Annotated in this window: 14 protein-coding genes and 1 riboswitch; of the genes, 9 read left to right on the top strand and 5 right to left on the bottom strand. The window is 61.5% G+C overall.

The features are described 5' to 3' along the window. Positions 1 to 52: 52 nt before the first annotated feature. Positions 53 to 259 (bottom strand): hypothetical protein, encoded by a 207-nt coding sequence (locus ABQX22_RS02855; RefSeq protein WP_349796286.1) that lies wholly within the window; start codon positions 257 to 259, stop codon positions 53 to 55. Positions 260 to 398: 139 nt separating this feature from the next. Between ABQX22_RS02855 and ABQX22_RS02850 the strand changes: the two genes are divergently transcribed. After that, a complete protein-coding gene (locus ABQX22_RS02850) occupies positions 399 to 668 on the top strand; it encodes a hypothetical protein (protein ID WP_349796284.1) in 270 nt (89 codons plus the stop codon). A gap of 63 nt (positions 669 to 731) precedes the next feature. Here the strand turns inward: ABQX22_RS02850 and ABQX22_RS02845 are convergent, their stop codons facing one another. Continuing rightward, positions 732 to 1,895, bottom strand: a complete 1,164-nt coding sequence (locus tag ABQX22_RS02845) for a 1-acyl-sn-glycerol-3-phosphate acyltransferase (protein ID WP_349796282.1) — start codon at positions 1,893 to 1,895, stop codon at positions 732 to 734. Positions 1,896 to 2,025: 130 nt separating this feature from the next. Here ABQX22_RS02845 and ABQX22_RS02840 point away from each other — a divergent pair, with 130 nt between their 5' ends. The 4 genes from ABQX22_RS02840 to ABQX22_RS02825 all read left to right on the top strand — a co-directional run bounded on the left by ABQX22_RS02840 (position 2,026) and on the right by ABQX22_RS02825 (position 4,180). Beyond that, the gene (locus ABQX22_RS02840; RefSeq protein WP_349796280.1) at positions 2,026 to 2,217 is read left to right on the top strand and encodes a CPXCG motif-containing cysteine-rich protein; all 192 of its coding nucleotides are present in this window, start codon (positions 2,026 to 2,028) and stop codon (positions 2,215 to 2,217) included. Then, on the top strand, positions 2,217 to 2,477 hold the full coding sequence (locus ABQX22_RS02835) for a putative signal transducing protein (RefSeq protein ID WP_349796278.1): 261 nt from the start codon (positions 2,217 to 2,219) through the stop codon (positions 2,475 to 2,477). The genes ABQX22_RS02840 and ABQX22_RS02835 overlap by 1 nt, the downstream gene beginning before the upstream one ends. 51 nt (positions 2,478 to 2,528) lie before the next feature. After that, positions 2,529 to 3,170 (top strand): SOS response-associated peptidase, encoded by a 642-nt coding sequence (locus ABQX22_RS02830; RefSeq protein ID WP_349796276.1) that lies wholly within the window; start codon positions 2,529 to 2,531, stop codon positions 3,168 to 3,170. A 191-nt stretch (positions 3,171 to 3,361) separates the two neighbouring features. Continuing rightward, entirely contained in the window at positions 3,362 to 4,180 is an 819-nt protein-coding gene (locus tag ABQX22_RS02825; protein WP_349796274.1) for a M48 family metallopeptidase, read from the top strand. Positions 4,181 to 4,306: 126 nt separating this feature from the next. On the opposite strand, the gene ABQX22_RS02820 is transcribed toward ABQX22_RS02825, so the two are convergent. The 3 genes from ABQX22_RS02820 to ABQX22_RS02810 form a co-directional block, all read right to left on the bottom strand. Next, on the bottom strand, positions 4,307 to 4,891 hold the full coding sequence (locus ABQX22_RS02820) for a TMEM165/GDT1 family protein (RefSeq protein WP_349796272.1): 585 nt from the start codon (positions 4,889 to 4,891) through the stop codon (positions 4,307 to 4,309). Positions 4,892 to 4,980: 89 nt separating this feature from the next. Continuing rightward, positions 4,981 to 5,102, bottom strand: a riboswitch (yybP-ykoY riboswitch). A gap of 38 nt (positions 5,103 to 5,140) precedes the next feature. Then, positions 5,141 to 6,139 carry a class I SAM-dependent methyltransferase gene (locus ABQX22_RS02815; RefSeq protein ID WP_349796270.1) on the bottom strand — a complete coding sequence of 333 codons (999 nt, stop codon included), beginning with the start codon at positions 6,137 to 6,139 and terminating at the stop codon, positions 5,141 to 5,143. Between the two features lie 150 nt (positions 6,140 to 6,289). Further along, positions 6,290 to 7,255, bottom strand: coding sequence for a 2-hydroxyacid dehydrogenase (locus tag ABQX22_RS02810; protein ID WP_349796268.1), 966 nt, complete (start codon positions 7,253 to 7,255; stop codon positions 6,290 to 6,292). Positions 7,256 to 7,512: 257 nt separating this feature from the next. Between ABQX22_RS02810 and ABQX22_RS02805 the strand changes: the two genes are divergently transcribed. From ABQX22_RS02805 to ABQX22_RS02790, 4 genes are all read left to right on the top strand, one after another. After that, the gene (locus ABQX22_RS02805) at positions 7,513 to 8,142 is read left to right on the top strand and encodes a LysE family translocator (protein WP_349796266.1); all 630 of its coding nucleotides are present in this window, start codon (positions 7,513 to 7,515) and stop codon (positions 8,140 to 8,142) included. A 305-nt stretch (positions 8,143 to 8,447) separates the two neighbouring features. Next, positions 8,448 to 10,124: a fatty acid--CoA ligase gene (locus ABQX22_RS02800; RefSeq protein ID WP_349796264.1), complete on the top strand. Its 1,677-nt coding sequence runs from the start codon at positions 8,448 to 8,450 to the stop codon at positions 10,122 to 10,124. A gap of 379 nt (positions 10,125 to 10,503) precedes the next feature. Beyond that, positions 10,504 to 12,426, top strand: a complete 1,923-nt coding sequence (locus tag ABQX22_RS02795) for a DUF1302 domain-containing protein (protein ID WP_349796262.1) — start codon at positions 10,504 to 10,506, stop codon at positions 12,424 to 12,426. A gap of 14 nt (positions 12,427 to 12,440) precedes the next feature. Then, the gene (locus ABQX22_RS02790; RefSeq protein WP_349796260.1) at positions 12,441 to 13,805 is read left to right on the top strand and encodes a DUF1329 domain-containing protein; all 1,365 of its coding nucleotides are present in this window, start codon (positions 12,441 to 12,443) and stop codon (positions 13,803 to 13,805) included. Positions 13,806 to 13,856: the final 51 nt, after the last annotated feature.

Below are 13,856 nucleotides of genomic sequence, written 5' to 3'. Positions count from 1 at the left end.
CTGCATCTGTCACAGATGGACCGTCATCGCGGGCAAGCGCGCTCCTGCAACATCACGCCGCCTGCTGATAAAAATTCAAAAACGTGTAACCCGTGTCCAGGTCGACATCCGGCCAGTCGTGATGGGCATGACCCCCCAGCGCGCAATACACCAGCCAGTGGCGATCCTGTACGTTGAATGCCAACGCGTCGATCAAGGCTTCCTGCTCATCGCTTGGGGCAATGAGGTAGAGGCGGTCCTGGTTATTGGCATGCAGCATGATGAAGCTCCGGGGGACGGGGTGTCGGGTCGAGGTGCCACACAGTGCCCGGTTCAGGTGACGTTAAGGTGACACCCGTTAGATTGCCAGTCAGACCCACAGAATCGGCGTTGCTGATGATGACGCCATCGAGGCTCACATGTCGTTGCTCCCGCTGTCTCCCGCGATGACCCTGAATCTGTTTGCGCTCTTCGCAGCCGGGCCCGGTGTCTGGCTGCTCTCCGTCACGCGCAGCAAGGAGCAGCGGGAAAATGCCCACCTGCATACGCTTACCGAGCAGGCGCCGATCGACGAACCGATGCACCTGATGGACGTGGGCACCCTGCGACTGATTCGAACCTGCTACAGGGTCGGTGCCGGATGCCTGGGATTTGCGCTGCTGTTGTCGTGGGCCAGCACCCATCTCTGACTGTGAGTGCCCTGCAAACAAAAACGGCGCCCCGAAGGCGCCGTTTTTACAGGGATCAAACGATCAAAGCGGCAGACCGGCCTTGACCCGATATTGATTGCGCACCGGCGTCGCGTATTGCAGGACCAGGTAAGGGCGATGCTCATCAGGGCAGCCGTGCAACCGTCGCTCCCATTCTTCCTCGGCGCGGGCCAGCTCATCGGCCGCAAACACCTCGGCAGCCAGCGGCACCTTCAGCGCCGGATCGGCATCCGCCCAGCGCGCATACGCCAGGTAATGCACCGGGAACAGCCGGTAGCCACCGAGAATCTGGCGGTCCATTTCAATGGCCAGCTGCTTGGTGTCCTCAAACACCTCGGTGATCGGCGGGGCGAAGTTCACATGCACCCGGCCTTTGTAGCCGGTGATGCCCAGCGCGATGCTGACGTCGTCTTCACCCGGCGCCTTGGTGTAGTTGCCGGTGGTGGCGCGGATGAACAACTCGCGCGCCTTGGCGTGATCGCACGGGTCATATTCGTAGCTGATCGATACCGGCGTCAGGTTGAGCGAGCGAATCACTTCGCCGAACGGCTCGTCCTTGCGGCACATGTGGAACATCTTGAGGATCGCCGACTCGGTGCGGTCGTCGCCGTCCTTGGCGCGGCCCTCGGCCTGGGCGATCCAGATCGACTGGCAGTCGTTGCGAATCGAATGATTGATGTACGCCGACAGCAAGTGATACGACGCCATCTTCTCTTTGCGGCCGGTGATGGAGCGATGAACGATGAAGCTTTTGTTCAGGCGCATCAGGTCGCTGACGAAGGGCTTTTGCAGCAGATTGTCGCCGATGGCGATGCGCGGCGTCGGCAGACCCGCGTGATACACCGCGTAATTGACGAAGGCCGGGTCCATCACGATGTCGCGGTGGTTGGCCAGGAAGAGATAGGCCACCCCCGACTTGAACTGCTCGACGCCGGTGTAGGTCACACCATCGGTGGCGCGTTCGATTGTATGGTCGACGTAATGCTCGACCTTGTCCTGCAGCGCGGCAACGGTGTCGATGCCGGCGAACTGGCGCCGCAATTTGCGGGCAATGGCCGGCTGCAGCATCCAGCCCAGCGAGTTGGCCAGGCGCGGGAAGCGGAAATGCGTGAGGATTACGAGGAACGCCTTATCGCCCAGCAGCCGCGCGAGCACGGCTTTTACTTCGGAGTCGTTGTAAGGTCGGATGGCATCGAATTCGCCCATCATGCTCTCTTGTTGAAAAAGGCTAGGGTAAAGGTGGCCGGCGCCGGGAAAACAAGCCCGGGGCTGTAGATATCAGGACCGGCCTTTAAATGAGCGGCGATTATACGCAAAACTGGCCCTGGAGACCGCGATGCACGAAATACAACCCTCAGCACCCTATGAATGCCCGTACTGCGGCGAACCCGGCGAGACCACGCTGGACCTCACCGAAGGGGATAACAATTTCATTGAAGATTGCCACGTGTGCTGCCGTCCGATTGAGTTTCATCTGGAAACCGACGGCGAACGCTGGGATCTGGAAGTCCGCGCCGAGAATGATTGATGCGCAAAATCTACGAGCCAGAAAATCTGATGGAGGGCGAGTTGCTGCAAGGCATGCTCGCCAGTGAGGGCATCGAGGCACACATCACCGGTCGCCATTTATTGGGCGGCGTAGGAGAACTGCCGGTTTTCGGATTGTTGGGCTTGTCGGTCGACGACGGTCTGGCGGACCGGGCACGGCAGTTGATCACTGAGTACAATGGCGCCTTTCCGTTGTCTGGCGATGAGCCAGACAGCTACCCCGACGTGCTGCTGTGTTGAACCGCTTCGAGCCCTGCGTCGTATCCCTTCAAAAAGAGTTGCCCTGAACCCATGTGTGGACGTTATGCGCTGTTTCGTTGGACGCCTGCATTTGCGACCTTGCCGGGCTTCCCGGCGGACCAGAAAGCCCAGTGGAATATTTCCCCGGCCGATTCGGTGCTGATGGTGCGTGCCACGGCGGCGCCGGAGGAGGGCGGGGAGCCTGGTCGTGAGCTGGCACGTGCCCGCTGGGGCCTGACCCCGCCGTGGCTGACTGACTTGTCGCGTACCCCGGCCCATGCCCGCGCGGAAACCGTGGCCGAACAGCCGATGTTCCGTCAGGCATTTCGTGAGCGTCGCTGTCTGCTGCCGGCCAACGGTTTCTATGAATGGCGCGGCAGTGCGCGCAAGCGTCCGTTCTGGCTGACACCGGGCGAGGGTTCGGCGCTGTATTTCGCGGCCATCTGGGAGGCTTACCCCGTGGAAGGGCACACCTATTTAAGCGTGGCCGTCATTACTCAGGCGGCCGCCAGTCAACGTCGACCGTTGATTCTGGATGCGCAAGGCCAGGCGGCCTGGTTGGCAGGGGACACGCCGTTGCCAGCGCTGCAAGCCCTGCTCGCCGCCCCGCAAACTGCCCTGCGAGAGCGGCCGCTGGCCAATCTGGTCAACGACCCGAAACTCAATGCGCCGGAATGCCTCACACCGATGTAATACTCACCAGATTCTGTGGGCGGGAGCTTGCTCGCGAGACATCAGCCGACGGTTGGAGATGCGTCGGATGTACGGGCCTTTCGCGAGCACGCTCCCTCCCACGGTTGTTTATCAAATGGCCAACGGCTGCCATCTGGCACATGCATACGGTATTGCCTAGGATGTGCGCGATGATTTTCAGGAGATTTTCGATGCGTCAGACATTTGCTTTATGTGCGTTGAGCGCGGCACTGCTACTGGGCGGTTGCTCAGCCGTCAACACCACCAGCGGCGATTCGGTGGGGGTTGAGCGCAAGCAGTACATGTTCAGCATGCTGTCCACCGATCAGGTCAACCAGATGTACGCCCAGTCCTATCAGGAGACCGTCACCGAGGCCACCACCAAAGGCGTGCTGGACAAGGACAGCGCCGAAGCCAAGCGTGTGCAGACGGTGGCCAAACGATTGATCGCCCAAGCGCCAAAGCTGCGGCCAGACGCGGCGCAGTGGCAGTGGGAAGTGAACCTGATCAAGAGCGATGACCTGAACGCCAACTGCGGCCCGGGTGGCAAGATCATCGTCTACACCGGCCTGATCGATACCTTGAAACTCAGCGACGACGAGCTGGCCGCAGTGATGGGACATGAAATCGCCCATGCCCTGCGTGAACACGGCCGCGAAGCCATGTCCAAGGCCTACGGCGTGCAGATCGCCAAACAGGGCGCTGGCGCATTTCTGGGATTGGGCCAGGACAGCCTGGCGCTGGCCGATACCGTGGTCAATTACAGCCTGACCCTGCCAAACAGCCGCTCCAACGAAAACGAAGCGGATTTGCTGGGCCTGGAGTTGTCGGCGCGGGCCGGTTACAACCCGAACGCGGCGATCACCCTGTGGCAGAAAATGACGGCCCAGGCCGGCACTTCGCAGCCGGAGTTCATGAGCACTCACCCGGCGTCGACCAATCGTATTGCGTCGTTGCAGGCCGCGATCCCGAAGGTCATGCCGTTATACGAACAAGCCCCGAAGTCCTAACGTTTTTGTAGGAGCTGACGAGCTGCCGAAGGCTGCGATGCGGTAAGCCTGACACACCGCGATCGCAGCCTTCGGCGGCTCGTCAGCTCCTACATCGATTGTGGTGGACCGGGGTTTGGCCCGAACTTACACCCACCCGCTAATCTGCATCGCCTTGTAAACCGCCACAATCGCCAGCACGAAGAACGCCGTGGCCGCGATACGGCGGATCAGTGTCAGCGGCAACTTCTCCGCCGCGAAATTCCCCGCCAGCACCACCGGCACATTGGCGATCAGCATCCCCAGCGTCGTGCCCAGAATCACCAGCCACAGATACGAATATTGCGCGGCGAGCATGACCGTGGCGATCTGGGTCTTGTCGCCGATTTCAGCAATGAAAAACGCAATCAGCGTGGTGACAAACGGTCCGAACTTGCGGCCAGTGCTGGCCTCCTCGTCGTCCATCTTGTCCGGGACCAGGGTCCACAAGGCGGTGGCGGTGAAGCTCGCGGCAAGAATCCAGTGCAGGGTGGCGTCGGATAGATAACTGCTGAACCAGGCGCCCACCGCGCCGGCGGCCGCATGGTTGGCCAGGGTCGCGGCTACAATGCCGGCGATGACGGGCCATGGCTTGCGAAAGCGGGCGGCGAGAATAAGCGCGAGGAGTTGGGTCTTGTCACCGATTTCCGCAAGTGCGACAACCGCGGTGGGGACCAACAGGGATTCCAGCATCAGTGGTTTTCCTAAGGGGCGGGTCGACACGGCTATGACACGTACAGCCTCCCCGCCCCGGGTAAGGTGTTCGTGTCATAGGTCTTGTCAAACCACCGATCCGTCTGGGCGGATCTGGGGTCGCACGCACCATGGTTATCTAACCAAGTATGTTGATGCGCGCCGGACGAGCATGGCGCTCGTGGGAGACTACTCCCCTAGGACGGAGCGGATTCTGCCTTTGCAGACCGCGTTGGGCAAGCGCTAATTTCAGGCCTTCTTGGCGCGATAAATTCGAAAGCCCTGGCCCTCGGCCATCGTGGCGCACGGGCCCAGATGCTGCTCGATGATCGGTTGGTAGCGCAGAAAACTATTGGCAACCAGGCGCAGTTCGCCGCCTTTTTTCAGATGATTGCGCGCTTTTCGCAGCAGGTTTTCCGAGGCGGCATAGTCGGTGTGCACGCCGGTGTGGAACGGCGGGTTGGTCAATATCGCGTCCAGATGCTCGGGCGCGGCGTCGATGCCATCGCCCGTCACGACCTCGGCTTCAAGCCCGTTGGCGGCCAGCGTCAGTTGACTGCTGGCCGTGGCGAATGCGTCGACATCCAGCAGCGTCACTCGGCTGTCGGGGTAGCGCCGCTTGACCGCAGCGCCCAAAACCCCCGCGCCACACCCGAAGTCCAGCACATGCCCACCGGGCAGGCGGTCCAGATTTTCCAGAAGCAGGGCTGACCCGCGATCCAGCCGGCCATGGCTGAACACGCCTGGCAGGCTGATGACCTTCAACGGCGCGTCGGCGGTGGGCACTTCAAAATGTTTGGCGAGGCTTTCCAGGGTGACGGCTTGCGGCGGCGTCTGCACCGTCACTTGCCAGAGCTGGCAATGGCGGGCGCTGTCGAGTTTGCGCGCACGGCCGAAGGGGCTCAGCTGGCGCGCGGCGGCTTCGATACCGGCGCGTTTTTCGCCGACCAGGAACAGCTCGCGTCCGTCCAGGCGAGAGGCGAGGGCGTTCAACAGGTAGTCGGTGAGGTCCCGAGCCTTGGGCAGGAATAGCACAGCGGCCTCGAACGAGGTGTCCGGCGCGTGGACCCCGAAATGCGTGCGTTCAGGGAAGCGCGCCTCCAGTGCGCCATGCTCCCCTGCGTGCCAGCTCCAGCCCTGCGCATTGGGCAGCTTGCCCATCAAATCGTCGGCGGGCAGGCCGGTCAGCAATAACGAACCCTGAAACAGCTGGGCCTGACGAAGTAACACTTCACTGCGCGGGTCCATCTTCGGCTCCTGAAAAAAGGGCGGAGTGTGAAACTCAACGCAGCACCGGTCAACTGTAGGAGCGCGCTTGCCCGCGATTGCGGTGTGTCATTCGATCATTGATTTACCGGCAGACGGCAATCGCGGGCAAGCGCGCTCCTACAAGCGTTGTTAGCTCACCACCCGAACCGGCGCACCGGCGTAAAACCCCAACGCGTTCTCGTTCACCTGCGTGACGATACGCTGCCGCGCTTCCTGGCTGCCCCAGGCGCTGTGCGGGGTGATGATCAGGCGCGGAATATCGCCGGACAACAGCGGGTTGCCATTGACCGGAGGCTCCACGGTCAACACATCTGTCGCCGCGCCGCCCAGTTGGCCATTGCGCAGTGCATCGGCGAGCGCCTGCTCGTTGATCAAGCCGCCGCGCGCCGTGTTGACGATGAAGGCATGGGGTTTAAACAGGCTCAGTTCATGGGCGCCGATCATGTCGCGGGTGTGTTCGTTAAGCGGGCAATGCAGGGTCAGTGCGTCTACTTGCGGCAGCAGTTCAAGCAGGGGCACGCGATCAGCCCGTGCAGGGCGACCGGGAATCTGCCCCAGCAACACGCGCATGCCGAACGCTTCGGCCAGCTTCGCCACCGCGCCGCCCAGTTCGCCATGCCCCAGCAGGCCCAGGGTCTTGCCTTCCAGCTCCACGATGGGGAAGTCCAGCAGACAAAACTGTTTGGATTTCTGCCACAGCCCTTGATGAATCGCCGTCTGATAATCCAGCACCCGCGTGGCCATCGCCAGCAGCAACATCAGCGTGTGTTGCGCCACCGAAGGCGTGCCGTAGCCCTGGCAGTTGCTGACGACCACGCCGTGCTGGCGCGCAGCGTCGAGATCGACGTTGTTGGTGCCGGTTGCGGTGATCAGCACCAGCTTGAGGACCGGGCACGCGGCAAAGGTCGCGGCGTCGATCATGATTTTGTTGGAGATCACCACCTGCGCATCTTGCAGGCGCTCGATGACCTGATCGGGCGTCGTACTGGCGTGCAGCTCCAGCTCGCCGAAAGTTTCACGCCATGGACTCAGGTCCAGATCACCCAGATCCAGAGAAGTGTGGTCGAGGAACACGGCTTTGCGGTTGTCGCTCATGTACGGGACTCCTGTGGCTCAAGTGCAAGAAGATACGTAGGACGTGTCCCATAGTGCTTCAAGAACTTGTCTGAGTGCCAGACTCCAACAATGATCGCTTCTACGCGGAGCGTAGGAACTAGCACCACTTGTTCGCCAGACGTTGGACCTGACACGCTGCGCAATCGCTTCGCCAACAAGTTGGCTCCTAATGAGTCTGGGGGCGTAAAGTAGCGGCCTTACCCCAGCCTGCCGCGCTGAGCCAATTGGAGACCCCCATGTACTGGACGGAATTTCTCACCGTTGCCCTCATTCATTTGCTGGCCGTGGCCAGCCCCGGCCCGGACTTTGCGGTGGTGGTGCGAGAGAGCGTGACCCACGGGCGAAAGGCCGGGACGTGGACCGCCATGGGCGTGGGTAGCGCGATTTTCGTGCACGTGGGGTATTCACTGCTGGGTATCGGGCTGATCGTTTCCCAGTCCATCGTGCTGTTCAACGCGCTGAAATGGGCGGCGGCGGCCTACCTGCTGTACATCGGCATCAAAGCCTTGCGCGCCAAACCGACCAGCGCGGGCGATGCGCCTGTCGATATCGGTGTGGGCGAGCGGACCGCACGCGGCGCCTACACCGCCGGCTTCGTGACCAATGGCTTGAACCCCAAAGCGACGCTGTTCTTCCTGTCCTTGTTCACTGTGGTCATCAACCCGCACACGCCCATGGTGGTCCAGGCCGGCTATGGTGTGTACCTGGCGCTGGCGACCGGGGCGTGGTTCTGCCTGGTGGCGCGGCTGTTCAGCCAGCCTCGGGTCCGCGCAGGTTTTGCCCGGATGGGGCACTGGTTCGACCGGGCGATGGGTGCTGTTCTCGTGGGGTTGGGTGTGAAGCTGGCGTTTACCGAGCTGCATTAAGCGACGTCACCACCCTTCGCCGCGAACGTGGGAGGGAGCTTGCTCGCGAAACGCCGGTACATCCGCCATTATTTTTTCGCGGCAGCCGTTTCATCGCGAGCAAGCTCCCTCCCACCTGGAAGTCCAGGTTGTCCTCAAAATCCGCGTCGAGCCTCAATTCTGGCCATTTACCCGCACCAAACAGCGTAACGCCTGCACCCTCGCTCGTCTTGCAAATCATCCCTTCGGCTGATTTGACTGGCGAACGCGTTCTCTAGAGTCCATATTTTTCCCGCAATGCCTGTGCACCTTGAAAAGGGATTCCTATGTTGCAGACTCGTGTGATTCCTCCCGCCGAGGGTGTCTACCAGTACCCCCTGTTGATCAAACGCCTGCTGATGTCCGGCAGCCGCTACGAAAAATCGCGAGAAATCGTCTACCGGGATCAGTCGCGGTTTTCTTACCTGACCCTCAACGAGCGCATCTGCCGACTGGCCAACGTGCTGACCCAGGCCGGGGTCAAAGCGGGTGACACCGTGGCCGTGCTGGACTGGGACAGCCATCGCTACCTGGAATGCATGTTTGCCATCCCGATGATTGGCGCGGTGATTCATACGGTCAACGTGCGGCTGTCTCCTGAGCAGATCCTGTTCACCATGAACCACGCCGAAGACCGGTTCGTGCTGATCAACAGTGAATTCCTGCCGCTGTACAAGGCCATCGCGCCGCAGCTGACTACGGTCGAAAAGACCTTGCTGATCACCGACACCGCCGACAAGAGCGCCGACCTGCCGGACCTGGTGGGCGAGTACGAGACGCTGCTGGCCGCCGCGAGCCCGGCGTACGCGTTCGAGGATTTCGACGAGAACTCGGTGGCGACGATGTTCTACACCACCGGCACCACGGGCAACCCGAAAGGGGTGTATTTCACCCATCGGCAACTGGTGCTGCACGCCATGGCGCTGGCGACCATCATGGGCAGCATCGAAGGCTTGCTGTGCCACGACGACGTCTACATGCCCATCACGCCGATGTTCCACGTCCATGCCTGGGGCGTGCCTTATGCGGCAACCATGCTGGGCGTCAAACAGGTGTATCCCGGGCGCTACGACCCGGAACTGCTGGTCGAGTTGTGGCGCAAGGAGAAGGTCACGTTCTCCCACTGCGTGCCGACCATCCTGCAGATGCTGCTCAATGCCAAGGCTGCCCAAGACATCGACTTCGGCGGCTGGAACATCATCATCGGCGGCAGTGCGCTGAACCGCACGCTGTATGCGGCGGCCAAGGCCAAGGGCATTCAGCTCAACGCCGCGTACGGCATGTCGGAAACCGGGCCGCTGATTTCCGTGGCTCATGTCGATGATGAGCGGATGGCGGGCAGCGACGAGGAGCAGGTCACGTGCCTGCTCAAGGCCGGCACGCCGGGGATTCTGGTGGAAGCGGCGATTGTCGACCTGGAAGGCAATTTCCTGCCGTCCGATGGCCAGACCCAGGGCGAACTGGTGTTGCGTGCGCCGTGGCTGACCGAAGGCTATTTCCGCGAGCCGTTGAAGGGGGCCGAGATGTGGGCGGGCGGCTGGCTGCACACCGGCGACGTGGCGACGCTGGATGCCACGGGGACCATCGATATTCGCGACCGGATCAAGGACGTGATCAAGACCGGCGGGGAGTGGGTGTCATCGCTGGATCTGGAAGACCTGTGCAGCCGGCACCCGTCGGTACGCGAGGTGGCGGTGGTCGGGATCGCCGATCCGCAATGGGGAGAACGGCCGTTTGCGTTGCTGGTTGCCCACGAGGGCCACGTCATCGACGCCAGATCGTTGAAGGAGCACCTCAAGCCTTTCGTTGAATCGGGCCACATCAATAAGTGGGCAATCCCCAGTCAAATCGCCCTTGTTACGGAAATTCCCAAGACCAGTGTCGGCAAGCTGGACAAGAAGCGCATCCGCCTGGACATCGCCCAATGGCAAAGCACCAATAGCACCTTTCTTTCTACCCTTTGATTCACGCTCTGAATCGGCGCTCTGACTGCCCCTTTGCGCGGCTTGACTACCCGTAGGGCGCGCAAGGCCTCTACGGCGGGCATCGCGCTTGCCAAATTCACAGAATCAGCCATTCTGCCCGCCTGTCACACACACCACTGCGCCGAAATCGGCGTGCCAGACGCGTTGACGCTGCAAATCACACTTTAGAGGGATCGCGCAGCGGGAGCCGCTGGCTATAGTCGGCACTGAGTAGAAACCGGAGAAAAACGCCGCATTGTTTCGCAGCTTGCATGGGCTGCCACGAGGCGCGTTGACAACCAGGCCTGCGGGTTCACCTGCCTGAGTCGTTTCCGCGATCACTTACTGCCATAACAATAAAGCTCATGGAGTAGCGTCGATGACATCAGCTAACCAGTTCTGGCGCCGGGCGAAATTGCCCCTGGCGGTCAGTCTCGCTTCTACGCTCGCCGGGCCGGCATTCGGCGTCAGTTTCAACATCGGCGAAATCGAAGGCAACTTCGACTCCTCGCTCTCCGTGGGTGCCAGTTGGTCGACCCAGAATGCCAACAAGAACCTCATCGGTTCCAACAATGGGGGCCACGGCCTGTCCCAGACCTCCGATGACGGTCACTTGAACTTCAAGAAAGGCGAGACGTTCTCGAAGATCTTCAAAGGCATTCACGATCTGGAGCTGAAATACGGCGACACCGGCGTGTTCGTCCGGGGCAAGTACTGGTATGACTTCGAGCTCAAGGACGAAAGCCGCGAGTTCAAGGACATCAGCGACTCCAACCGCAAGGAAGGCGCTCAGTCATCCGGCGGCCAACTGCTTGATGCGTTCATCTATCACAACTACTCCATCGGCGATGAGCCGGGGTCGGTGCGGTTTGGTAAGCAGGTCGTCAGCTGGGGTGAAAGCACCTTCATCCAGGGCGGCATCAACAGCATCAACCCCATCGATGTGTCGGCGTTCCGGCGTCCGGGTTCGGAGATCAAGGAAGGCCTGATCCCGGTCAACATGTTCTATCTGTCCCAGAGCATCACCGAGAACCTGTCGGCCGAAGGCTTTTATCAACTGGAGTGGGACCAGACCGTCACCGACAACTGCGGCACGTTCTTCTCGCAGCCGGACGTGATTTCCGACGGCTGCAACAATAACCTGGCGGTACTGCGCACGCGCAACAGCCTCAACGCAGCGCTGCCGGCCGCCCTCAGAGAGCCGGTGCAGAACACGCTGGCCCAGCGCGGTGTGACGTTCGGCAACCCGGACGAAGGTGCCGTCGTTGCGCGCGGCCCTGATCGCGATGCCCGTGACAGCGGCCAGTTTGGCGTGGCCTTGCACTACAACTTCGAGCCGCTGGACACCGAGTTCGGCGGCTACTTCATGAATTACCACAGCCGGCTGCCGATCTTCAGCGGTCGCGGTGGCCCGGCAAGCGCCTACAGCGCAGCGGGTCTGGTGGGCGGCCTGGCGGGTAACGGCGTGCCCTTGGGCGTCGCAGCGGGTCTTGCGCCGACGCTGCTGCCGGTGGTGGTCGCGGGCAACTCCAGTTACTACGTGGAATACCCCGAAGACATCCGCCTGATGGGCCTGAGTTTCTCCACCACGTTGCGCACCGGCACCGCGTGGAGCGGCGAGGTCAGTTACCGGCCCAACGCGCCGATTCAGATCAACACCACCGACATCCTGTATTCCGGCCTGACGCCGCTGAACCCCAACGTCGCGCTGCTGCAAGGCCGGCCGAACACCGACCAGTCGGGCTATCGCCGCAAGGAAATTACCCAGGCCCAGACCTCGCTCACGCACTTCTTCGATCAGGTGATGGGCGCTGAACGTCTGACCGTGGTGGGCGAGGTGGGCTGGACTCATGTGGGCGGTCTGGATAGCACGTCCAAACTGCGTTACGGCCGCGACCCGGTGTATGGGCCGGGCCCGCTGCCGGGCGGTCAATGCCAGGCGCTCAACGCCAGTACGCTGATTGGCGCTGCGCAGAACAACCTCAGCCGTTACTGCGAGAACGACGGGTTCACCACCACCGATTCCTGGGGTTACCGCGCCCGTGCCATCTGGGATTACAACAGCGTGTTCGCCGGGATCAACCTGCGGCCGAGCATTGCCTGGTCCCATGACGTCGACGGCTACGCGCCGGGGCCGGGTGCCAACTTTGAAGAAGGCCGCAAAGCGGTCAGCCTGGGTCTGGATGCCGAGTACCAGAACACGTACACGGCCAACCTGTCCTACACCAACTTCTTCGACGGCAAGTACACCACGGTGGACGATCGCGATTTCGTAGCGCTCAGCTTTGGCATGAACTTCTAAGGACGACCCTGAACATGAAAATAAAAAAAGGTCTGTTGCAGGCAGGTGTACTGAGCCTTTCATTGCTGGCGACCGGCGTCATGGCCGCCGTTTCGGACACTGAAGCCGCCAAGCTGGGCACCACATTAACGCCAATGGGGGCGGAAAAAGCCGGCAACGCCAGCAACACCATTCCGGCGTGGACGCCCATGGCAACCAACGCGGGTGCGGTGGATGATCGTGGTTTCCTGGCCAACCCGTACGCCACTGAAAAGCCGCTGTTCACCATCACCGCGCAAAACGTCGATCAGTACAAAGACAAGCTGGCGCCGGGCCAATACGCGATGTTCAAGCGTTACCCCGAAACCTTCAAGATGCCGGTCTACCCCTCCCACCGGGGCGCCACCGTGCCGGCTGACGTGTTCGCCGCCATCAAGAAAAACGCCACCGGCACCAAGCTGGTGGCGGGCGGCAACGGCCTGGAAAACTTCGACACGGCGGTGCCGTTCCCGATTCCGCAAAGCGGTCTGGAGGTGATCTGGAACCACATCACCCGTTATCGCGGCGGCAGCGTCACCCGGCTGGTAACCCAGGCCACCCCGCAAACCAACGGCTCCTACAGCCTGGTGTATTTCCGCGACCAGTTCGTGTTCCGCGACAAGATGAAGGACTACGACCCGAAGAACCCCGGCAACGTGCTGTTCTACTTCAAGCAGGAAGTGACCGCGCCTGCGCGCCTGGCCGGTGGCGTGCTGCTGGTCCATGAAACGCTGGATCAGATCAAGGAGCCCCGCTCGGCGTGGGTCTACAACGCCGGTCAACGCCGTGTGCGCCGGGCGCCGCAAGTCTCGTATGACGGCCCGGGTACGGCGGCCGATGGCTTGCGTACGTCCGACAACCTGGACATGTTCAACGGGGCGCCGGATCGCTACGACTGGAAACTGATCGGCAAGCAGGAGCTGTACATCGCTGCCGACAGCTACAAACTGGACGATCCGAAGCTCAAATACGCCGACATCATCAAGGCCGGGCACATCAATCAGGATCTGGCGCGCTATGAGTTGCGCCGGGTCTGGCACGTCACCGCCACGCTGAAGGAAGGTCAGCGGCACATCTACGCCAAGCGTGATTTCTTCATCGACGAAGACACCTGGCAGGCCGCAGTGATCGATCACTACGACGGTCGCGGCCAGCTGTGGCGTGTGGCAGAGGCGCACGCGGAGAACTACTACGACAAGCAAGTGCCGTGGTACGCGCTCGAAGCCCTGTATGACCTGCAATCGGGTCGTTACCTGGCGCTGGGCATGAAGAACGAAGAGAAACGCGCGTACGACTTCGGCTTCACTGCGTCCACCAGCGACTTCCAGCCCAATGCCTTGCGTCAGGAGGGGGTGCGCTAATCACCTTGTAGGAGCGCGCTTGCCCGCGAAACCTGTCCGGAGGCGGCGATT

Source organism: Xanthomonas sp. WHRI 1810A (assembly GCF_040202885.1).
Taxonomy (GTDB): Bacteria; Pseudomonadota; Gammaproteobacteria; order Pseudomonadales; family Pseudomonadaceae; genus Aquipseudomonas.
Note: the sequence above shows the minus strand (reverse complement) of the source record. Positions and strands in the feature narration are given on the sequence as shown.

Coding starts and splice junctions, on each gene's coding strand:
- ABQX22_RS02855 (WP_349796286.1), bottom strand. CDS start 259: ATGCTGCATGCCAATAACCAGGACCGCCTCTACCTCATTGCCCCAAGC.
- ABQX22_RS02850 (WP_349796284.1), top strand. CDS start 399: ATGTCGTTGCTCCCGCTGTCTCCCGCGATGACCCTGAATCTGTTTGCG.
- ABQX22_RS02845 (WP_349796282.1), bottom strand. CDS start 1,895: ATGGGCGAATTCGATGCCATCCGACCTTACAACGACTCCGAAGTAAAA.
- ABQX22_RS02840 (WP_349796280.1), top strand. CDS start 2,026: ATGCACGAAATACAACCCTCAGCACCCTATGAATGCCCGTACTGCGGC.
- ABQX22_RS02835 (WP_349796278.1), top strand. CDS start 2,217: ATGCGCAAAATCTACGAGCCAGAAAATCTGATGGAGGGCGAGTTGCTG.
- ABQX22_RS02830 (WP_349796276.1), top strand. CDS start 2,529: ATGTGTGGACGTTATGCGCTGTTTCGTTGGACGCCTGCATTTGCGACC.
- ABQX22_RS02825 (WP_349796274.1), top strand. CDS start 3,362: ATGCGTCAGACATTTGCTTTATGTGCGTTGAGCGCGGCACTGCTACTG.
- ABQX22_RS02820 (WP_349796272.1), bottom strand. CDS start 4,891: ATGCTGGAATCCCTGTTGGTCCCCACCGCGGTTGTCGCACTTGCGGAA.
- ABQX22_RS02815 (WP_349796270.1), bottom strand. CDS start 6,139: ATGGACCCGCGCAGTGAAGTGTTACTTCGTCAGGCCCAGCTGTTTCAG.
- ABQX22_RS02810 (WP_349796268.1), bottom strand. CDS start 7,255: ATGAGCGACAACCGCAAAGCCGTGTTCCTCGACCACACTTCTCTGGAT.
- ABQX22_RS02805 (WP_349796266.1), top strand. CDS start 7,513: ATGTACTGGACGGAATTTCTCACCGTTGCCCTCATTCATTTGCTGGCC.
- ABQX22_RS02800 (WP_349796264.1), top strand. CDS start 8,448: ATGTTGCAGACTCGTGTGATTCCTCCCGCCGAGGGTGTCTACCAGTAC.
- ABQX22_RS02795 (WP_349796262.1), top strand. CDS start 10,504: ATGACATCAGCTAACCAGTTCTGGCGCCGGGCGAAATTGCCCCTGGCG.
- ABQX22_RS02790 (WP_349796260.1), top strand. CDS start 12,441: ATGAAAATAAAAAAAGGTCTGTTGCAGGCAGGTGTACTGAGCCTTTCA.